Origin of the sequence: Mannheimia glucosida, assembly GCF_046267875.1 — a bacterium.
GTDB lineage: Bacteria > Pseudomonadota > Gammaproteobacteria > Enterobacterales > Pasteurellaceae > Mannheimia > Mannheimia glucosida.
The window spans coordinates 2,317,392-2,336,978 of the sequence record NZ_CP176502.1; the positions used below are offsets into that span (position 1 = coordinate 2,317,392).

Here is a 19,587-nt window from a genome sequence, read left to right on the forward strand (position 1 = left end):
CGTACTTTATTATGTTCTTTAAAATCTGGTGGAAATATGAACCCAATGTTAAACATTGCTATTCGTGCTGCACGAAAAGCAGGCAATATTATTGCCAAAGGCTATGAACAATCGCCTCAAGATACACAAGTTTTACAAAAAAATACGAATGATTATGTGACTGAAATTGATAAAGCAGCGGAAGCGGCAATTATTGATGTGATCCGTAAATCTTACCCTGAACACTCGATCGTGACCGAAGAGTCCGGCGTGTTAAACGGTAGCAATGAAAATGTACAATGGGTGATCGATCCATTAGATGGTACAACCAATTTTGTAAAACGCTTACCTCATTTTGCTATCTCGATTGCCGTGCGTGAAAACGGACGTACGACAGTAGGGGTAGTTTATGATCCTATCCGCAACGAGCTTTTCACTGCGGTGCGTGGCGAAGGGGCTAAATTGAACGAGTTCCGTTTACGCATTGATGCAGAACGCCGTGATTTAAAAGGCACTGTGATTGCAACCGGTTTTCCTTTCAAAGTCATCAGACATCGTGATGCACATTTAAATATGCTTGAAAGCTTAATGAATAACGAAGTAGCTGATTTCCGCCGTACCGGTTCTGCCGCTTTAGATCTTGCCTATGTTGCAGCAGGTCGTGTTGATGGCTTCTTTGAAATCGGCTTAAAACCGTGGGATTTCGCAGCCGGTGAGCTCATTGCCCGTGAAGCCGGTGCGATTGTGACTAACTTTGTTGGCGGAACAGACTACTTGAAAACAGGTAATCTGGTTGTTGGTAATGGCCGTGTGGTTAAAGAAATTTTAAATAGCATTCAGCCTACTTTGACCGAAGAACTCAAAGCTTAATTTAATATCATCTATTATTTGATGGTTGTGGGTAATAAAACATTATGGAAAAGAAGTATCCTCTGTTAAGCGAAATCAACTCACCGGAAGATTTACGTTTACTTTCTAAAGACCAGCTTCAAACCGTAGTTGATGAACTGCGAGCCTATTTATTGGAATCAGTCAGTCAAACTAGCGGACATTTAGCCTCTGGCTTAGGGGTAGTGGAGCTTACGGTAGCTTTGCATTATGTTTATCAAACGCCTTTCGACCAATTAATTTGGGACGTTGGTCATCAAGCTTACCCACATAAAATCCTTACTGGACGTCGGGATCAAATGCACAGTATTCGCCAAAAAGATGGTATTCACCCCTTCCCTTGGCGTGAAGAAAGCCCTTACGATGTATTAAGCGTTGGGCATTCTTCCACTTCGATCAGTGCAGGTCTTGGCATTGCAGTAGCGGCAGAAAAAGAAAATGCCGGACGTAAAACCGTCTGTGTAATCGGTGATGGTGCAATCACTGCCGGAATGGCATTTGAAGCATTAAACCACGCAGGTGCATTGCATACCGATATGTTGGTTATCTTAAATGATAATGAAATGTCAATCTCTGAAAATGTCGGAGCATTAAACAACCACCTTGCCCGCATTTTTTCTGGTTCGCTCTACACTTCCGTTCGTGATGGCAGTAAGAAAATTTTAGATAAAGTACCTACTATCAAAAACTTTATGAAAAAAAGCGAAGAGCATATGAAAGGAGTCATTTTCTCCCCTGAAAGCACTTTGTTTGAAGAGTTAGGCTTTAATTATATCGGCCCGATTGATGGGCATAATATTGACGAGTTAGTCAAAACCTTGAGCAATATGCGTGAGCTGAAAGGTCCGCAATTTCTGCATATTCGCACGAAAAAAGGCAAAGGCTACACACCAGCAGAAAATGATCCGATTGGCTACCACGGCGTACCTAAATTTGACCCAACAGCAGCAGAGTTACCAAAATCAAAAGCAGCACCTACTTATTCCAATATTTTTGGCGATTGGTTATGCGAAATGGCAGAGCGTGATCCGAAAATTATCGGCATTACGCCAGCAATGCGTGAAGGCTCTGGAATGGTGGAATTTTCCAAACGTTTCCCAGAGCAATATTTTGATGTAGCGATTGCCGAGCAGCACGCAGTGACTTTCGGGGCAGGCTTAGCAATCGCAGGTTACAAACCGGTAGTCGCAATTTATTCCAGCTTCTTGCAGCGAGCTTATGACCAATTAATTCACGATGTCGCTATTCAAAACCTACCGGTGATTTTTGCGATTGACCGAGCCGGAATTGTCGGTGCTGACGGGCAAACTCACCAAGGTGCATTTGATTTAAGTTTTATGCGTTGTATTCCCAATATGACCATTATGGCACCGAGCGATGAAAATGAAATGCGCCAAATGCTTTATACCGCTTACACGATGAATACACCAAGTGCCATTCGTTACCCTCGAGGCAATGCTAAAGGGGTAAAACTTGAGCCAATGCAAAGACTTGAAGTAGGTAAAGGAAACATTATTCGTGAAGGTAAAAAAGTTGCGATTTTGAATTTTGGTGCTTTGCTTGATGAAGCCAAAATTGTGGCTGAAAAACATAACTACACGTTGGTAGATATGCGTTTCATTAAACCATTAGATGAAGCATTACTTCAAAAAGTGGCGGATTCACACGAGTTGTTAGTTACGCTTGAAGAAAATGCTATTCAAGGTGGTGCAGGTAGTTTTGTGAATGAATATTTGCAAAATATCGGCAAAATCAAACCGCTTGTAATGCTTGGTATTCCTGACTTTTTCGTTCCCCAATCTACTCAAGCTGAAGCTTATGCCGATCTTGGATTAGATGCCCAAGGCATTGAAGCAAAAATTCAAAAATTCGATATTTAACTTTAAAAAGTCCCTTTGATTGATGCAGAACAAAGGGATTTTTTGATGAACCTCACATTTTCAGTAAATTATTCACACAAATCTAACAATTCATTTTACTTTATCCTCACTCCTCACTTACAATGGCACGCCTTTAGCAGTTCTGCTAAAAATGATCATTTATCTCAATTTATAGGATTTCTACTATGTTGTGGTTCTTTTTCTGTGTAGCCGTGCTTGTGCTTGGCTATTTCACTTATGGGAAAATCATTGAAAAAATCTTCGTGATTAACCCAAAAAGATCGACACCGGCTTACTCTATGAATGACGGTGTGGATTATATGCCAATGTCTAAAACTAAAATTTGGCTGATTCAATTATTAAATATTGCCGGTACAGGTCCTATCTTTGGACCAATTTTAGGGGCATTATACGGGCCGGTTGCGATGCTTTGGATCGTATTAGGCTGTATTTTTGCCGGTGCTGTACACGACTATTTCTGCGGTATGTTAAGTATCCGTAATGGTGGTGCGACAATGCCAAACCTTGCAGGTAAATTTTTAGGTCGCCCTGTTAAATTATTTATCAACGTAATGGCACTTATCTTACTTTTATTAGTAGGCGTAGTATTCGTTGCAAGCCCTGCTCAATTACTCTCTACCATCACGATGGATATTGCAGGGGCAACTCAAGGGGCAATGGAATTAGGTGATGTGGAAGCGGTGAAAGAAGCCGTTGCAGCGGGCGGTATCACCGTTTGGGGAATGGATAAGGCAACCGTCATTTCTGTGTGGACGTTAATCATTTTTGCTTACTATATTCTTGCTACATTACTACCTGTTGATAAAATTATCGGTCGAATTTATCCTTTCTTCGGAGCATTATTACTCTTTATGTCTGTAGGTATGGTATATGGTCTAGTCAGTGCTCACTTAAGTGCGACTGATCCTATCGACTTCTTCCGTACAGTGAATGCAGACGGTCAAGGCTTAACGTGGGAAAAATTCACCCAAAACTTCCAAGTGAAAGGTGATGTTCCAATTTGGCCATTACTATTCTTAACTATTTCTTGCGGAGCATTATCCGGTTTCCACGCAACCCAAACCCCATTAATGGCTCGCTGTGCGCAAAATGAGAAAGAAGGCCGTTTTATTTTCTACGGTGCAATGATTACTGAAGGGGTAATTGCATTAGTATGGTGTGCAGTAGGTCTTTCATTCTATGAAAACCCACAAGCCTTACAAGATGCGATCTCTGCCGGTTCACCGTCTAAAGTGGTATATGACAGCTCGTTACACTTCTTAGGGTTTATTGGTGGTATTTTTGCCGTATTAGGCGTTGTAGTATTACCAATCACCTCAGGTGACACTGCATTCCGAGCCGCTCGTTTACAACTAGCGGAAATCTTTGGTTTAGAACAACGTACCTTAGTAAAACGTTTGTATATTGCCGTACCATTATTCGTACTTGGTTTCATTGTCTCAAAAGTTGATTTCAGCGTATTATGGCGTTACTTCACTTGGGCAAACCAAATGACCGCAATGGTAATGTTATGGACTGCCGCAGGTTATTTATACCGCTATAAAAAATTCCACTGGGTATGTTCAATCCCGGCGTGGTTTATCACTACAGTGTGTGCAACTTATTTAGCAAATAACAAAATCGGTTTCGGCTTAGATTACCAATTATCGGTCTATATCGGTTTTGCAATTACCGTAGTTTGTGTTATCTGCTTCTTCGCATTCCTCAAACCTTCGAATGAACGTGATGAATCCGCTTATGTAACAAACTAATCACTTGCTTAAAGCGATAAAAATGGGGACAATTTAGTCCCCGTTTTTATTGGTTTTATTATGCGATTTTTTGACACTCATACTCACCTCGACTATCTCGCAGAAAGCCTGAATTTAAGCATTCCGGAATTGGTTGAGAATGCCAAACAGCATCAGGTTGAATGCATTCTTATCGTTGCCGTATTTGCAAAAAATTTTGCAAAAGTGACCGCTTGTGCCAAACAAAAACCGGAAAATTTGGTGTATGGATTAGGGCTACACCCACTCTATATCCAACAGCACCAAGAGCAAGATTTAATCTTATTGGAAAATTTGTTAAGCGAACAAGATCCGCAATGTACCGCAGTGGGTGAAATTGGTTTAGAAAAAGCGGTAGCTGAAGTTTGCACGCCATCACTATGGCATAAGCAATGTGAATTTTTAGAGGCACAACTTTCCCTTGCGAAAAAATTTAATTTACCCGTTAATCTTCATTCACGTAAAAGCCACGATCAACTTTTTGTGTTTCTCAAAAAAGCCCAGCTCACAAAAACCGGTGTAGTGCACGGTTTTGCCGGTAGTTATGAACAGGCAAAACGCTTTGTCGATCTCGGTTATAAAATTGGTGTCGGGGGAACAATTACCTATGAACGTGCGAACAAAACACGTGAAACGATCCGAAAATTGCCGTTAGACAGTTTGTTGTTGGAAACCGATTCCCCCGATATGCCGGTGTTTGGCTTTCAAGGGCAGCCGAATCGACCGGAACGGCTTTTAGTGACTTTCAATAGTCTATGTGAATTAAGAACAGAATCACCAAATCTGATTGCAGAAACCATTTGGCAGAATAGCGAAAGGTTATTTTTTTACGCTTGATTTAGTCGTTGCTTTAGATGTTGCCAAATTTGCGAGCCATAATTTACATTAAAATTAGAGCAAATTGCTTCTTCTTGTGTTTTTATGTCAAGATTTTCACAGCAATTTACAATTTTTTGCCAATAAACGACCGCTTGTAATTCAAAATGTACACCCGACAACAGATAATAACCTCGCCCTAGCTCTCCCTCTATCATTGCTACTGAGCCATCAGGATAATAAGCCAACGGGTTGTAAATCACTGTTGTTGAATTTGGTTCAAAACAGCAACCACCGTGATAATAAAACGGCATTTTTCCACCCTCTGCAAGTGTTACTTCAACTATCGCTTTGCTACCAATGTTTTCATCGTAAAGTTGCCCGTTGGTAAACTGCGGCAGACTGCCTTTCGCAATGCCATTAAATAAAGCTAGTTCTCGATTGCCATTTACGCTATAGTCACGCCCTACAAAATTCAATTCAGCACAGCCATAATAAGCTCCGGCACAGATACCGAGATAAGCTCCACCTTGTTCAATAAATTGGCGGATTCTACGATTGCCTTCTCCGTTTAATTTTTTGCAGTAAGGTAAATCGGCTCCACCGGGCATGATTAATAAACAGCCATCGGAAAACTTGCTTTGAATAATTTGTTTGGCATTGATGAGATAAGCCGGACGCTGTAAATGCTGTTTTACTGCCAATAACAGTGATTGAACACCAATTTCACTGCTACCTTCATCACAATAAATATAAACTGGTTTTACCATTTTAAATTCACTCTTACCCTAAAAGACATCTTCCTATATAATCGGTTGAGAACATTTTAACCATATTAAAGGAGAGGATTATGTTCACTACGCAATTAATTCAAACTAAACGTTGGCTAGAAGCCAATAGTATAACTACATTTTGGTTGAAAACTTTTATTGGAGCAACACTGCTTGCTATTTTTGCACAAATTTCTGTGCCGATGTACCCTGTACCCATTACAGGACAAACACTTGCTTTAACTGTGGTTGGTTTTGCAATGGGTCGTAAAGCCGCAACTGCTGCAGTATTACTTTATCTTTTTGAAGGGGCGATTGGTTTACCTGTCTTTGCCGGCGGTGCTTCAGGTTTCCATCATTTCTTTGGTCCAACAGGCGGATACTTATTAGGCTATATTCCAACCGCCTATTTCTTAGGCTATTATAGCGATAAAGGCGTATTAAACTCTTTTTGGAAAAGTTTATTTGTCGCCTTAATTGCAAGTGTGATCACCTTTGCTTTCGGCTTGGCTCAACTTTCTTTCTTTGTACCAGAAGGCACAGTATTACAAGCGGGCTTATATCCATTTATTTTAGGTGGTGTGCTTAAAGCACTCCTAGCAAGTGTTTTGGTTAGCCCAAGCTACAAATTCTTCTCGAAACTCTAATCTTTCTAAAGGCTTTGTTACGGCAAAGCCTTTTTCAATTCTGATTGCTCTATTTTTTACTACATTTCAAAATCACCTTCATTTGATTTTTTAATCAAAATAGCCAAAAGTTATTTTCTCAACGCTAATAATAACTTTTTTGCCTAAAAGGTATTAAATCGGTACAATGATTTAATACTGGCAGAATGTTTGAAGGAGCATTGATGAATAGCACTAAATTTTACTCCCTTTATTCAGGTATCTTTTTTCTGTTTTTCGGCTACGGTTTATTTCTCAATTCAGCAGGAATTAAGCTTGCCGAAATGGGGGTAACGGATATCATCATCGGTTTACTTAACGCTGCTTTCTTTATTGGGGCGGCATTAAGCACTATTTTTGCTCACCGCATTGTATCAAGTGTTGGGCATATCCGTTCATTTAGCGTTTTCTGTGCTGTTTTTGCTATCGCCGCTCTCGGTCATATTATGATTGATACTTTGTGGATCTGGGGCGTGTTACGAATTATTTTGGGATTCTGTCATTATAGCTTGCTGCTTTTAGTCGAAAGTTGGTTAAGCGAAAAAACCAATGTCGATACGAGAGGCAAAGTGCTTGCCACTTATAACATTATCTTCTATCTCGCCTTTATTTTAGGCGTAAGTTTATTAAGTTTAGAACTTAGTAGCCGAAACATTTTTATCTTATCTACCATTTTGGTTGTGATGTCGATGATCCCAATTGCTTTAACTAAAATGGTTCAGCCTGATATTCCGGCTCGAGAGCGCATTAGTATTCCTAAACTATTTGCGATTTCACCGTTAGCCTTAGCAACCAGCTTTATTAGCGGAATGTTGGTAAACGGCTTTTTTACAATGGCGTCAGTCTTTCTGCTGAAGTTTAGCTTTTCATTAAGTGAAATCTCGCTTTATTTGATGATCTCGATGATCGGTGGTTTTATCAGCCAAATGCCGATGGCGATATTATCGAATCGTATTGGCAGACGTAACGCCATTTTAGCTTGTTCAGTGATTGCCACTTTAACCGCACTTGCCGGATTATTTGCAATTTTCCAAGAAAATTTGACCGCTTGGGGACAGTATATTATCGCCTTTTTCTTTGGCTGTAGTCTGTTTAGCTTATATGCTTTGAGCATTGCCCGTGCCAACGATGAATTGCCGAATAATATGAACACGGTTGAAGTAAGCAGGGGTTTACTGTTTTGCTATGGTGTGGGGGCGTTAGTTGCTCCACCGCTTATCGGTTTTGCGATGAGCCTTTCCACTGAATATGGCTTTTATGCACTTTTTGGACTGTTCTCACTTAGTTTATTTATTTGTGCTTTCCGCACCAAATCAATCCCGAAAGCGGAACGAGCAGAGATGCAATACGCTACCCCAATTGCCACCGCAAGCCCGCTTGAAGAAATTGAAACAGTTGAGGAAGAACTTATTCCGTTTGATGAAGAGGCGGTGCAAGAATATCAAGCTCAACTTGAAACATTTGAAGAAGAGCCACAAACAGAAAATGAAAATATTGAGCTTGATGAAAAAACCGCTGAAAACAGCAAAGTTTAATTTTTCTTTGTTTTATGCTAGAATTTCTGTGCTTTTATTCCCCACTTGTAAGGGAAATAATAAGCAAATTGCAAAATTTTAATCAAAAAAGACCGCTTGTAGGCGGTTTTTTCATTATCAAACTCAACAAGTAATCTCTCGTATGGATTACCACTGTAAGGATTTATTATGCCAATTATCACTTTACCGGACGGTTCACAACGTTCATTTGACAACCCGGTTTCTGTAATGGAAGTTGCCCAATCTATCGGGGCAGGTTTAGCAAAAGCGACCATTGCCGGTCGTGTAAACGGTGAACGCCGTGATGCGTCTGATATTATCAGCCAAGACAGCACACTCGAAATTATAACTGCCAAAGACGAAGATGGTTTAGAGATCATTCGTCACTCAACCGCTCACTTATTAGGTCACGCCATCAAGCAATTATTCCCTGATGTCAAAATGGCTATCGGTCCGACTATCGAAAATGGTTTCTACTACGATATTGATTTAGACCGCTCTTTAACCCAAGAAGACTTAGACGCCCTTGAAAAGCGTATGTTAGAGCTGGCAAAAACCAACTATGACGTGGTAAAACGCCCGGTAAGCTGGCAAGAAGCTCGTGATACCTTTGAACAACGTGGTGAGCCATACAAAATGGCGATTTTAGATGAAAATATTGAACGTACTGCAACGCCTGCGTTATATCACCACGAAGAATATATTGATATGTGCCGTGGACCTCACGTGCCAAATATGCGTTTCTGCCACCACTTCAAATTACAAAAAGTTGCCGGTGCTTACTGGCGTGGTGACAGCAAAAACAAAATGTTACAACGTATTTACGGTACCGCTTGGGCTGATAAAAAACAATTAGCCGAATATTTACAACGTTTGGAAGAAGCGGCAAAACGTGACCACCGCCGTATCGGTAAAGCGTTAGATTTATACCATATGCAAGAAGAAGCACCGGGTATGGTGTTCTGGCACAATGACGGCTGGACGATTTTCCGTGAACTTGAAACTTTTGTGCGTACCAAATTGAAAGAGTACGATTACCAAGAAGTAAAAGGTCCGTTTATGATGGATCGTGTGCTTTGGGAAAAAACCGGACACTGGCAAAACTATGCAGATTTAATGTTCACTACCCAATCGGAAAATCGTGAATATGCGATTAAGCCAATGAACTGCCCGGGTCACGTTCAAATTTTTAATCAAGGCTTGAAATCTTACCGTGATTTGCCGATTCGTATGGCAGAATTTGGTTCGTGCCATCGTAACGAGCCGTCTGGTTCATTACACGGCTTAATGCGTGTGCGTGGTTTTACCCAAGATGATGCCCATATTTTCTGTACCGAAGAGCAAATCGAGTCAGAAGTAACCAGCTGTATCAAAATGGTTTACGACATTTACAGCACCTTCGGCTTTACTAACATTGCAGTAAAACTTTCAACCCGTCCGGAAAACCGTATCGGTGACGATGCAATGTGGGACAGAGCGGAGGAAGGGTTAGCCAATGCCTTACGCAACAACGGACTTGAATATGAAATCCAAGAGGGCGAAGGTGCATTCTACGGGCCGAAAATTGAGTTTGCATTGCGTGATTGCTTAGGTCGCGAATGGCAATGTGGCACGGTGCAACTTGACTTCGCTCTACCGGGTCGTTTAGAAGCCTCTTATGTAGCAGAAGATAATGGTCGCCGTACACCGGTAATGATTCACCGTGCGATTTTGGGTTCAATCGAACGTTTCATCGGGATTATCACCGAAGAATATGCTGGTTTCTTCCCAACTTGGCTTGCACCAACCCAAGCAGTGGTAATGAACATTACCGACAGCCAAGCAGATTATGTGCAACAAGTGGTGAAACAGCTTTCTGATGCAGGCATTCGTGTGAAAGCAGACTTACGCAACGAAAAAGTCGGCTTCAAAGTGCGTGAGCACACCTTACGCCGTGTGCCTTATATGTTGGTTTGCGGTGATAAAGAAATCGCCGAAGGTAAAGTGTCTGTGCGTACCCGTAAAGGTGCAGACTTAGGTACTTACCTTGTTTCAGACTTAGTTGAGATTCTGAAAAACCAAATTAAGGCTCGTGAGCTGAAATTATTAGGCGAAGAGTAATAACATAAATAAAAGCAGCTACCTTTCTGACATAATCAAGGGTTAGCTGCTTTTTTATTGGAATAGGAATAGGAAAATGATTAATGCCCACTTAACACTTTTGCCGGTTCTAATTTAGCGGCACGGTTGGCGGGATATAAACTTGCACAAAGACTTAAAATAATCGTAGCTGCCAAGACATAGACAACATCTTGCCAGTGCAATTCACTTGGTAGGAAATCAACAAAATAAACCCCATCTGAAAGCAATTTCATCCCAAAGAATGCCTCAATCGCTTTGATGATAGCGGTCAAATTTAGCGATAAAATCACACCTAAAATCAGCCCGAATAACGCCCCTTTCATACCTGAAATTAAGCCATACCATAAGAAAATGCGGCGGATAAAACCGTTATTTGCACCAAGTGTTCGTAAAATCGCAATATCGCCCTGTTTATCTTTCACCGCCATTATCAAGGTGGAAATAATATTAAAACAAGCAACGCCAATTACCAGAACCATTGCAATGTACATCACGGTGCGAATCAGCTGAATATCGTTATACATATAACCGAATTTATCGATCCACGTATTCAAATAAAGCGGTTGGGTATAGCCGTTAAGTTGTGGCATTTCAAGCTGTTGTACATCAAACGGATTGGCAAGGCTGATTTCAAGTCCTGACACTTCATTCGCTTGGTATTCCATTAGCTCTTGAGCTTTATTTAGTGGCATCAAGGCATAACTATGATCCAGCTGCCCGTCTAGCCGCAAAATGCCGGTCACAGGCAGATTAAAACGCAGGGGCTGGGCTAATTTGCCGTCTTCTGTAGGCTGAGGAATTAAAAGCGTAACCTCATCGCCTGCTTCAACTTCCAACGCTTTAGCAATACCGGCACCCAAAATCAGACCATCTTCATCGGCTTGAAATTGCTGAGTGAAGGCTTGCCATTGCTCGGGCGGAATAAATTGGCTTAATTGGCTGACCTGATCTTGCTTTTTAGGATCAACGCCTCGCACTTGAGCAATTTTAAGCTGAGCCCCATTTTCAATTAAAGCGGTAAAGCTCACAAAAGGGGAACTAGCGGTCACATTTTGCGATTTTTTTACCAATGCCTCTAATTTTTTGCTATCAAAAATTGGTTGAGGCTGATTGCCTTGAAATGAAACCAGTTCAGCGTGTGGCACAACCGAAAGCACACGATTATTCAGCTCTCGCTCAAAGCCGTTCATTGCACTTAGCCCGATAATCAACACTGCGACCCCAAGGGCAATCCCGATGTTGGAAAAGAGTGCAATTAGTGAAACCAGTCTGTTTTTCTGTTTACCCCGTTGGTAACGCCAGCTAATGAAAAACGGCGTACTCATAAGCTCCCCTCGCTTAACACCCCATCTCGCATTACAAGACTGCGTGAAAGTTTATTCGCTAGGTTTAGATCGTGCGTCACTAATAAAAACGCAATATTTTGCTCTTGGTTGAGCTGTTGAATCAGCTCAAAAATGCTTTCAGTGGTTTTTTGGTCTAAATTACCGGTCGGTTCATCGGCAAGTACCAGAGCAGGATTATTAACCAATGCACGGGCAATCGCCACCCGTTGGCGTTCGCCGCCTGAAAGTGCTGATGGGCGATGTGTCATTCGATGAGCTAATCCGACCGCTTGTAGCATTTTCTCGGCACGATTGGCAGCTTCAGTTTTGTTCTGTTTGCCGATCAACATCGGCATCATCACATTTTCAAGGGCGGTAAAGTCTGCCATTAAGTGATGAAACTGGTACACAAAGCCTAAGTTTTGGTTACGCAATAACGCCAATTTGTCTGAACTGAGCTGTTGCAGTGATTGCCCTCGAATCCAGACTTCACCGGTGCTTGGCTGATCTAGCCCGCCTAATGTGTGCAATAGGGTGCTTTTGCCGGAACCTGAACTACCGACAATCGCCACCAGCTCACCTTCGTTCATCGAAAATGACACCTCTTTTAGCACCTGAACTTTCTGTTCGCCCTCATCGTAAAATTTGCTGATATGTTCACAGCGAAGTAATTCTGTCATTTTATTTCCGTTCTTATTATTCATATCTCAATGCCTGTGCCGGCTCAATTTTTGAAGCTCGGTATGCCGGATAAAGCGTGCAAAGGAGTGAAAGCAACATCGACACCCCAACAATAACCGCAATTTGCGTGCCTGAAATTAAGGTAGGCAGATGGATGCTCGGATTTAATAACAGGATAATCTGATCTAAATTGTAGGCAATCAGCACTCCAAGCAAACCACCAATAATCGAGCCAATTACCCCGACAATCGCCCCTTGGAACACAAAAATCTGCATCACTTGTTTTTTGGTTAAGCCTTGAGTTTGTAAAATCGCAATTTCGCCCTGTTTGTCCACCACCATCAAACTGAGTGAAGTCACAATATTGGAAATTGCCACCACAATAATTAGGCTAATAAGTAAACCCATCATATTTTTTTCCATTTTTACCGCTTGGAAAAATTCACCTTTTTGCTCCCGCCAATCACTGATTTGGTAACGTTCTGCATCGAAATATTGGCTAAGTTCGGTAACTTGGAGCGGATCTTGCAAATATAAACGCACGCCTTGTACTTGATCTTCACTGATACGGAGCAAACGCCCGACATCGGCTAAATTGGCAAAGAGGGTAAATTCGCTCGCTTCCCGATTAGATTGATACACGCCCGAAATTTCAAACAAACGTTGCACCGGCACTCGACCCAGTGGCGTATATTGGCTGTTTTCAGTGATCATTAAGCGAAGCTTATCGCCAATGGTTACATTCAATTTATTTGCCAAGCGAGAGCCAATTACTACCTTAAATTCACCGCTAGGCAGTAATGCGGGGATATTTTCCGCCACTAACAACGGATCGTCTGTGGCATTTTCCACACCGATTAACTGACCGGCGTTAATGCCTTGTGAACTTTGGATAATCACATTCGCACGGTTAATCACCACACTTTGCTTGGCAAATTCAGGTAGAGCCAGTTTTTCATCTTTGGCAAAATGCCCCTCTTGAGGGGTAATGATAGCGTGAGGCAAGGTGGATAGCAGATTGGTTTTCTGCATATTTTCTAAACCGTTCATAACCGACAGTACAATCACCAGTGCCATTACACCCAGCACAATACCCAGACTGGCAAGATTAGTGACTAACCGCCCGAAACGGTCAGCACTTTTCGATCTAAAATAGCGAAAAGCAATAAAAAAAGGGGTTAAATTCATCTGTTTCTTCTAAAAAATAAGCAATACAAGCGGTCACAAAAGCATTGATTTTTGCACGTTGGCTCTGCCCAACGGTAACGAAGTTGCGAATAATTTTTCCAAGAAAATTTGCAAATTTTCTTGAAAAAATGACCGCTTGTTATAGGTTACTTACCTGTTGCCACAAACTCTTCCATATTTTGTGTTACTTTGTTCACTAGCGTTGTGACCGCAGAGTCGCTTGCCCACGCAACGTGTGGCGTAATCAGTAAATTTGGTAAACGTTTTGCCGCTAACATTAAAGGATTATCTTTTTCAGGCGGCTCTTTCACTAAAACATCTAATGCTGCTCCGGCAATCTTGCCTTGCTCTAATGCCTCAAGCAATGCCTGTTCATCAATCAGTGGGCCTCGACCCGTATTGATAATATAAGCGGTCGGCTTCATTAAGGCTAAGGTTTCTGCATTAATCAGGTTTTGAGTCTGCTCGGTTAAAGGGCAATGTAGTGAAATAATATCTGCTTGTTTGAATACCTCTTCAAAGGCGGTATAGCCTTCTCGAATTTCAGTTGCCCCTTGATGTTCTGCAAAAATAACCTGCATTCCGACCACTTGTGCCAGCCGTGCCACTTCAGCCCCGATGTTCCCTTTACCGAAAATACCTAAGGTTGAGCCACGCACATCGTGAATCGGGTAATCTACATAGCAAAATTGCCCGCAGGTTGCCCAGCGATCCGATGTGATTAAATCACGATGGTAATCGGCTAAGCGGTGTTTCAGGGAATAAATCATACCAATGACGTGTTCCGGCACGGTGACGGTGGAATAGCCGGTTACATTTTTCACTGCAATCCCTAACTCTTTTGCTGCCGCTAAGTCCACATTGTTCGTGCCGGTTGCTGTGATCGCAATTAATTTCAGCTTGGGTAATTTAGCCAGTAAATCACGTTGGAGCAGCACTTTGCTGGTGATGATAATATCCACCTCTTTTACCCGCTCAAAAGTTTGATCGGCAGAGGTGGTGGCATATTCTGTCCAAGTATGTGGAAAATTCGGGCGAGGAATCTCGTGAGTGGCAGGAATGCCGGTGCGGTCAAGAAAAACAATATTTAACATTATTTTCTCCTATTCTGTCTTTTTACGTTTCTTACATCCCTTCTGAGCCACCTGAGCGTGTTTGAATGGGTAGGAAAATTTACTCTGAGCGAAGCGAATGTAAATTTTTCGTTAAGCCCATTCACACTAAGCGAAGAAAAGTAGCGAAGTAGGGGCGCCTTTCTTTGCCTACTTTCTTTGGCGAAGCAAAGAAAGTAGGAAAGGATTTAATGCGGAGAAAGTTTATTTGGAAGTATCAATTTCTTCAAAGCTCTTAACCAACTCATCAATCGCTTTCATCTGTGAAACAAAGGCTTCTAATTTTGATAGTGGTAATGCTGATGGACCATCACATTTTGCCGAATTTGGATCCGGGTGAGCTTCTAAGAACAAGCCGGCTAAGCCAATCGCCATACCGGAACGTGCCAGTTCGGTTACTTGATCTCGACGACCACCGGAAGCTGCACCGAATGGATCACGGCATTGTAGTGAGTGAGTCACATCAAAAATCACCGGACAGCCTTTTGACACCTTTTTCATAATGCCGAAACCAAGCATATCTACAACTAGGTTATCATAGCCAAAGTTTGTGCCACGGTCGCACAAAATCACTTTATCATTGCCACATTCAGCAATCTTTTCTACGATATTCCCCATTTGCCCAGGGCTTAAAAATTGTGGTTTTTTGACATTAATAACCGCACCGGTACGAGCCATTGCTTCCACTAAATCGGTTTGGCGAGCTAAAAAAGCAGGAAGTTGAATCACATCAACTACTTCTGCTACAGGCTTACACTGATAAATTTCGTGTACATCGGTAATGATATTCACGCCAAAGGTTTGTTTTAATTCTTGGAAAATCTTTAAACCTTCTTCCATTCCCGGCCCACGATAAGAGTGGATTGAAGAACGGTTTGCTTTGTCAAATGAGGCTTTGAACACATAAGGCACATTTAGTTTTTGCGTGACTTCAACATATTGCTCACACACTCTCAGTGCCATATCGCGGCTTTCCAGCACGTTCATACCACCAAAGAGGGTAAACGGCTTGTGATTCGCCACTTCAATATTGCCAACTTTTACAATTTTATCTGTCATAGGGAGTCCTTGTTTTCTTATTTTCTACCTAGCACGGCAGAGCCGTACTAGGTTAATCATAGCCCAGCCCCTTTGGGGCTGTTATCTTAATGCACCAAACTTTCTTGGCTTTTTTGTTGTAGTCCTTTCACTTCCATTTTCAAAATTTCAGCGGAAGGATCTTCAGGGCATTGGTCGATGAAATAATTAATATCCTCTAACGCTGCTTGGTAGCAATCCATACTTGCCAGCACCATACCTCTGTCTCGTATTTCATACGGATCTTCCGGGCTAAATGCCAAACGGTATTCAATCAAACGTAAGGTTTCTTCATATTTGCCTTCACGGGTGAGTGCCATTTTAAATACGGTTTCGACTCTTTCCAGCAGCTCTTGTGGTTCTGCCCGTCTTAATAAATCAGGGGTAACTTCTACGCCAAAGCCCATTTCACCTTCGAGCCATTTATTCAGCATTTCGATAGTGAGAAATTCACCGTTCCACGGGTTGATAAAACGCACTTTGGTTGCACCGTTCGGCTGGCGTATTTCAGCCCGTAGCACAAGCTGAGTCGGGAAATTGACTGGGTAAAGCGGTAAATCCAATACCGCCGCTAAATAAAGCACCACCGCCCCGAGTGAAACCGGCATTCCACGCCGTTTGCGAATTACTTGATTTAGCAACAAATTTTCGGTGTGGAAATAGTCTTCATAGTAGCAATGAAAGCCCCAGTCTTGATAGACTAAATGAAGTAATTGGTTAATTCGCTCTTCATCGCCTTCGCCATTCACATTATAGCGAGCTTTTTTCACCAATGCTGACATCTGCCCAAACACTTGCTGCTCGCTTACATTGTTATCAATTAGCGTAGTTAATCTTAAAATTTCACGGTAAAGAAACTTTTTCAGCTCGGTTTCGCTTATGATTGGTTTTGGATCTTCCAACTCTTTTAACAATTCTTCAATAATATCGTCCATTTTCTGCCTTATTTTAAAATCGCTTTGGTCACTCTGTCATTGCCGGCATAGTCTTGAGCAGTTTCCACCTGTTCCCATAAACGCAAATCAAATAAATCTCGAACTGCATTCCCCTGTTGCCAGCCGTGTTCTAGCATTAACGCTCCTTGCGGCTTTAAGTAAAGCGGTGCATTTTCGATGATTTTTTGCAAATCGCTCAACCCTTTATTATCGGCAACTAAGGCGGTTAAGGGTTCAAAACGTACGTCTCCCACCGTCAAATTTTCGTCCGATTCATCAATATAAGGCGGATTTGAGACAATTAAATCAAATTGTTGATTTGCAAGTGAACTGAACCAATCGCTTTGTAAAAATGTAACTTGATTTAAGCCTAAGTTTCGGCGATTTTCTTCTGCCAGTTGCACCGCCTCATTTTGGAAATCCACCCCGATAATTTGGGCTTTCTCGCCTAATTCACTCGCCAGTGCCAACGCAATCGCCCCCGTGCCGGTACCGAGATCCAGAATTTGCAACATTTTCTGATTTCCTAACCGCTTGTTAGCATATTCCAACGCCAACTCAACCAGTCGTTCCGTATCAGGGCGAGGAATCAGCGTTGCCGGTGAAACCTTTAACGGCAACGACCAAAATTCCCGATAGCCTAAAATATATGCCATTGGTTCACCTTTGGCACGCCGAGCTAATTTTTCCGCTAATTCTGTAAGCTCGCTTTCAGAAAGCTCTGTTTCAGAAAAAGCAAAAATGGCCGATTTTGAGCGTTTTGTGACCGTTTGTAGTAACAAATTAGCATCGAATTTGGAGTTTAAAAACGGGTCTTGCTCGGCATTTTCAAGGAGGGTCTGCTCGGCAAGTGTTAGCCATTGTTGATAATTCATAAGTAGCAAAGGCGTAGATCATACGCCCAATCATACTAAGGTTGATCCGACAACGCCGCTAACTGATCCGCTTGATATTCAGTGATAATCGGTTGGATCAGCTCGTCAATTTTGCCGTTCATCACTTCGTCTAAACGGTAAACAGTGAGGTTAATACGGTGGTCGGTCACACGCCCTTGCGGGTAGTTGTAAGTGCGGATTTTATCCGAACGGTCGCCCGAGCCAAGTAAGTTACGGCGGGTGTCCGCTTGCTCTGCCGCTTGGCGTTCCTGCTCGACTTGTACAATACGAGAGGCTAACACCGCCAACGCTTTGGCTTTATTTTTGTGTTGTGAACGCTCATCTTGGCACTCGACCACAATGCCGGTCGGAATATGGGTAATCCGCACCGCAGAGTCGGTGGTATTAACGTGCTGTCCGCCTGCACCGGATGAGCGGTAAGTGTCAATTCGCAGATCAGATGGATTGATTTCCGGCATTTCGCTTTCCGGCAACTCTGGCATTACCGCTACGGTGCAAGCAGAGGTGTGAATACGCCCTTGTGATTCGGTTTTCGGCACACGTTGTACACGGTGTCCACCCGATTCAAATTTAAGCTGACCGTAAACGCCTTCGCCTGAAATTTTCACAATGATCTCTTTATATCCACCTTGTTCGCTCTCATTTGCCGACATTTCTTCAATCCGCCAGCGTTTGCTTTCGCAATAACGGCTGTACATACGGTATAAGTCGCCGGCAAAAATACCTGCCTCGTCACCGCCCGTTCCGGCACGGATTTCAAGGAAGGCGTTGTATTCATCATTCGGATCTTTCGGCAACAATAAAATTTGTAAATGTTGCTCAAGATTCTCGATTTCAGCTTTGTTTTCCGCAATTTCTTCCGCTGCCATATCCTTCATATCAGGATCATCGAGTAATAATTGGGCCTCTTCAATATCGTTGTTCAGCTTTTTCCAACGGTTAAAGGTGCCAACCACTTCTTCTAATTGAGAATATTCTTTGGAATAAGCACGGAATTTGTCTTGATCGGAAATAATTGAGGCATCGCCAAGTAACGCCTGCAGTTCTTCGTGGCGTTCACTTAAACTTTCTAATTTATTGATAATTGAATCTTTCATTTAAATTATCTCTTGCATATTAAGTAAGGCGAAAAATTTTCGCCTCTACAGATTTTAAAAGAGTGAATAACTAACGGATTATAGCGGATTTCAGGCTAAAAATCTTGTTTAATCTCAAGCCAGTTTGCCAACATTTGCTGACCAAATTCAGTGATAAAAGACTCCGGGTGAAACTGCACGCCAAAAATCGGCAAATGTTGGTGCTTAAACGCCATTAACACATTTTGATCGCAAATTGCGGTCGGCACAAGCGGTGTATTTTGCAAGGAATTTTGCAAAATGCCCCAAGAGTGATACAGCCCAACTTTCAACTGCTCAGGTAAGCCTTTAAATATGGGGTTCGGCTCAATTTGAGTGAGTGTGCGTTGCTGCCCGTGTCTAACATCTTTTAAGTTATACAACGTGCCGCCAAAAAACTCGCAAATCGTTTGATGCCCCAAGCAAACGCCTAGAATTGATTTAGTTTGATGATAACGCTCCAACATCGCAAAAGTTTGTGGATAGGCTCTCGGCACATCAGGGCCGGGCGAAATCAAAATATGGCTAAAATGCTCCACCTCATTGAGGTCAAGCTCTTCAACCAGCACCACTTTCGCCGGCACATCAAGCTTACGGAGTAAATCCACTAAGTTAAAGGTGAAAGAGTCGTGGTTGTCGATGATTAATAGTTTTTTTTGCATTTTGTTCATTATTTAGTTATTTCATTCAAATCTCCACCTCCCCTCTTTGTCTAAAGAGGGGTAATCATTCAGAGGAGGTATTTAATTCCATCTGGCTATTTATTTTACTAACTAAAGATGAAGTTATGAATTTCGGAGATCTAGTTCCCCTC

The 19,587-nt window shown here is 42.2% G+C and carries 17 protein-coding genes; 7 read left to right on the forward strand and 10 right to left on the reverse strand.

Annotated features, from left to right (window positions below; all coding sequences use genetic code 11):
• Nucleotides 1-36 precede the first annotated feature (36 nt).
• The 4 genes from suhB to ACJ7Z2_RS11165 all read left to right on the forward strand — a co-directional run bounded on the left by suhB (nucleotide 37) and on the right by ACJ7Z2_RS11165 (nucleotide 5,374).
• A complete protein-coding gene (gene suhB, locus ACJ7Z2_RS11150) occupies nucleotides 37-849 on the forward strand; it encodes an inositol-1-monophosphatase (protein WP_409500343.1) in 813 nt (270 codons plus the stop codon).
• Nucleotides 850-893: 44 nt separating this feature from the next.
• Entirely contained in the window at nucleotides 894-2,747 is a 1,854-nt protein-coding gene (gene dxs / locus ACJ7Z2_RS11155; protein ID WP_409500344.1) for a 1-deoxy-D-xylulose-5-phosphate synthase, read from the forward strand.
• A gap of 185 nt (nucleotides 2,748-2,932) precedes the next feature.
• The gene (locus tag ACJ7Z2_RS11160; protein ID WP_409500345.1) at nucleotides 2,933-4,519 is read left to right on the forward strand and encodes a carbon starvation protein A; all 1,587 of its coding nucleotides are present in this window, start codon (nucleotides 2,933-2,935) and stop codon (nucleotides 4,517-4,519) included.
• A 60-nt stretch (nucleotides 4,520-4,579) separates the two neighbouring features.
• A complete protein-coding gene (locus ACJ7Z2_RS11165) occupies nucleotides 4,580-5,374 on the forward strand; it encodes a TatD family hydrolase (RefSeq protein ID WP_409500346.1) in 795 nt (264 codons plus the stop codon).
• On the opposite strand, the gene ACJ7Z2_RS11170 is transcribed toward ACJ7Z2_RS11165, so the two are convergent.
• Nucleotides 5,365-6,123, reverse strand: coding sequence for a BPL-N domain-containing protein (locus tag ACJ7Z2_RS11170; RefSeq protein WP_409500347.1), 759 nt, complete (start codon nucleotides 6,121-6,123; stop codon nucleotides 5,365-5,367). The two genes, ACJ7Z2_RS11165 and ACJ7Z2_RS11170, sit on opposite strands and share 10 nt — an antisense overlap.
• Nucleotides 6,124-6,203: 80 nt before the next feature.
• Here ACJ7Z2_RS11170 and ACJ7Z2_RS11175 point away from each other — a divergent pair, with 80 nt between their 5' ends.
• From ACJ7Z2_RS11175 to thrS, 3 genes are all read left to right on the forward strand, one after another.
• Nucleotides 6,204-6,770, forward strand: coding sequence for a biotin transporter BioY (locus ACJ7Z2_RS11175; RefSeq protein WP_006252126.1), 567 nt, complete (start codon nucleotides 6,204-6,206; stop codon nucleotides 6,768-6,770).
• Between the two features lie 203 nt (nucleotides 6,771-6,973).
• Nucleotides 6,974-8,323 (forward strand): MFS transporter, encoded by a 1,350-nt coding sequence (locus ACJ7Z2_RS11180; RefSeq protein WP_409500348.1) that lies wholly within the window; start codon nucleotides 6,974-6,976, stop codon nucleotides 8,321-8,323.
• A 168-nt stretch (nucleotides 8,324-8,491) separates the two neighbouring features.
• The gene (gene thrS / locus ACJ7Z2_RS11185; protein ID WP_409500349.1) at nucleotides 8,492-10,423 is read left to right on the forward strand and encodes a threonine--tRNA ligase; all 1,932 of its coding nucleotides are present in this window, start codon (nucleotides 8,492-8,494) and stop codon (nucleotides 10,421-10,423) included.
• 80 nt (nucleotides 10,424-10,503) lie between these two features.
• Here the strand turns inward: thrS and lolE are convergent, their stop codons facing one another.
• From lolE to ACJ7Z2_RS11230, 9 genes are all read right to left on the reverse strand, one after another.
• Nucleotides 10,504-11,769 (reverse strand): lipoprotein-releasing ABC transporter permease subunit LolE, encoded by a 1,266-nt coding sequence (lolE, locus tag ACJ7Z2_RS11190; RefSeq protein WP_409500350.1) that lies wholly within the window; start codon nucleotides 11,767-11,769, stop codon nucleotides 10,504-10,506.
• Nucleotides 11,766-12,449, reverse strand: a complete 684-nt coding sequence (gene lolD, locus ACJ7Z2_RS11195; protein WP_006249575.1) for a lipoprotein-releasing ABC transporter ATP-binding protein LolD — start codon at nucleotides 12,447-12,449, stop codon at nucleotides 11,766-11,768. The genes lolE and lolD overlap by 4 nt, the downstream gene beginning before the upstream one ends.
• 16 nt (nucleotides 12,450-12,465) lie before the next feature.
• Nucleotides 12,466-13,638, reverse strand: coding sequence for a lipoprotein-releasing ABC transporter permease subunit (locus ACJ7Z2_RS11200; RefSeq protein WP_409500351.1), 1,173 nt, complete (start codon nucleotides 13,636-13,638; stop codon nucleotides 12,466-12,468).
• Between the two features lie 146 nt (nucleotides 13,639-13,784).
• The gene (locus tag ACJ7Z2_RS11205) at nucleotides 13,785-14,732 is read right to left on the reverse strand and encodes a 2-hydroxyacid dehydrogenase (protein WP_409500352.1); all 948 of its coding nucleotides are present in this window, start codon (nucleotides 14,730-14,732) and stop codon (nucleotides 13,785-13,787) included.
• Between the two features lie 222 nt (nucleotides 14,733-14,954).
• The gene (gene kdsA / locus ACJ7Z2_RS11210) at nucleotides 14,955-15,809 is read right to left on the reverse strand and encodes a 3-deoxy-8-phosphooctulonate synthase (RefSeq protein ID WP_126302650.1); all 855 of its coding nucleotides are present in this window, start codon (nucleotides 15,807-15,809) and stop codon (nucleotides 14,955-14,957) included.
• Between the two features lie 86 nt (nucleotides 15,810-15,895).
• Complete coding sequence (locus tag ACJ7Z2_RS11215; protein ID WP_126302651.1) at nucleotides 15,896-16,762, reverse strand: SirB1 family protein; 867 nt, start codon at nucleotides 16,760-16,762, stop codon at nucleotides 15,896-15,898.
• A gap of 8 nt (nucleotides 16,763-16,770) precedes the next feature.
• Complete coding sequence (gene prmC, locus ACJ7Z2_RS11220; protein WP_409500353.1) at nucleotides 16,771-17,637, reverse strand: peptide chain release factor N(5)-glutamine methyltransferase; 867 nt, start codon at nucleotides 17,635-17,637, stop codon at nucleotides 16,771-16,773.
• Nucleotides 17,638-17,672: 35 nt separating this feature from the next.
• Nucleotides 17,673-18,755: a peptide chain release factor 1 gene (gene prfA, locus ACJ7Z2_RS11225; RefSeq protein ID WP_154704703.1), complete on the reverse strand. Its 1,083-nt coding sequence runs from the start codon at nucleotides 18,753-18,755 to the stop codon at nucleotides 17,673-17,675.
• Between the two features lie 95 nt (nucleotides 18,756-18,850).
• A complete protein-coding gene (locus ACJ7Z2_RS11230; protein ID WP_409500354.1) occupies nucleotides 18,851-19,435 on the reverse strand; it encodes an anthranilate synthase component II in 585 nt (194 codons plus the stop codon).
• Nucleotides 19,436-19,587: the final 152 nt, after the last annotated feature.

Excerpts from the sequence above, each read along its gene's own strand:
- ACJ7Z2_RS11215 (WP_126302651.1), bottom strand. The coding sequence starts at position 16,762 with ATGGACGATATTATTGAAGAATTGTTAAAAGAGTTGGAAGATCCAAAA.
- lolE (WP_409500350.1), bottom strand. The coding sequence starts at position 11,769 with ATGAGTACGCCGTTTTTCATTAGCTGGCGTTACCAACGGGGTAAACAG.
- prmC (WP_409500353.1), bottom strand. The coding sequence starts at position 17,637 with ATGAATTATCAACAATGGCTAACACTTGCCGAGCAGACCCTCCTTGAA.
- thrS (WP_409500349.1), top strand. The coding sequence starts at position 8,492 with ATGCCAATTATCACTTTACCGGACGGTTCACAACGTTCATTTGACAAC.
- prfA (WP_154704703.1), bottom strand. The coding sequence starts at position 18,755 with ATGAAAGATTCAATTATCAATAAATTAGAAAGTTTAAGTGAACGCCAC.
- ACJ7Z2_RS11230 (WP_409500354.1), bottom strand. The coding sequence starts at position 19,435 with ATGCAAAAAAAACTATTAATCATCGACAACCACGACTCTTTCACCTTT.
- dxs (WP_409500344.1), top strand. The coding sequence starts at position 894 with ATGGAAAAGAAGTATCCTCTGTTAAGCGAAATCAACTCACCGGAAGAT.
- ACJ7Z2_RS11200 (WP_409500351.1), bottom strand. The coding sequence starts at position 13,638 with ATGAATTTAACCCCTTTTTTTATTGCTTTTCGCTATTTTAGATCGAAA.
- suhB (WP_409500343.1), top strand. The coding sequence starts at position 37 with ATGAACCCAATGTTAAACATTGCTATTCGTGCTGCACGAAAAGCAGGC.
- ACJ7Z2_RS11175 (WP_006252126.1), top strand. The coding sequence starts at position 6,204 with ATGTTCACTACGCAATTAATTCAAACTAAACGTTGGCTAGAAGCCAAT.
- ACJ7Z2_RS11170 (WP_409500347.1), bottom strand. The coding sequence starts at position 6,123 with ATGGTAAAACCAGTTTATATTTATTGTGATGAAGGTAGCAGTGAAATT.
- ACJ7Z2_RS11205 (WP_409500352.1), bottom strand. The coding sequence starts at position 14,732 with ATGTTAAATATTGTTTTTCTTGACCGCACCGGCATTCCTGCCACTCAC.
- ACJ7Z2_RS11180 (WP_409500348.1), top strand. The coding sequence starts at position 6,974 with ATGAATAGCACTAAATTTTACTCCCTTTATTCAGGTATCTTTTTTCTG.
- lolD (WP_006249575.1), bottom strand. The coding sequence starts at position 12,449 with ATGACAGAATTACTTCGCTGTGAACATATCAGCAAATTTTACGATGAG.
- ACJ7Z2_RS11160 (WP_409500345.1), top strand. The coding sequence starts at position 2,933 with ATGTTGTGGTTCTTTTTCTGTGTAGCCGTGCTTGTGCTTGGCTATTTC.
- kdsA (WP_126302650.1), bottom strand. The coding sequence starts at position 15,809 with ATGACAGATAAAATTGTAAAAGTTGGCAATATTGAAGTGGCGAATCAC.
- ACJ7Z2_RS11165 (WP_409500346.1), top strand. The coding sequence starts at position 4,580 with ATGCGATTTTTTGACACTCATACTCACCTCGACTATCTCGCAGAAAGC.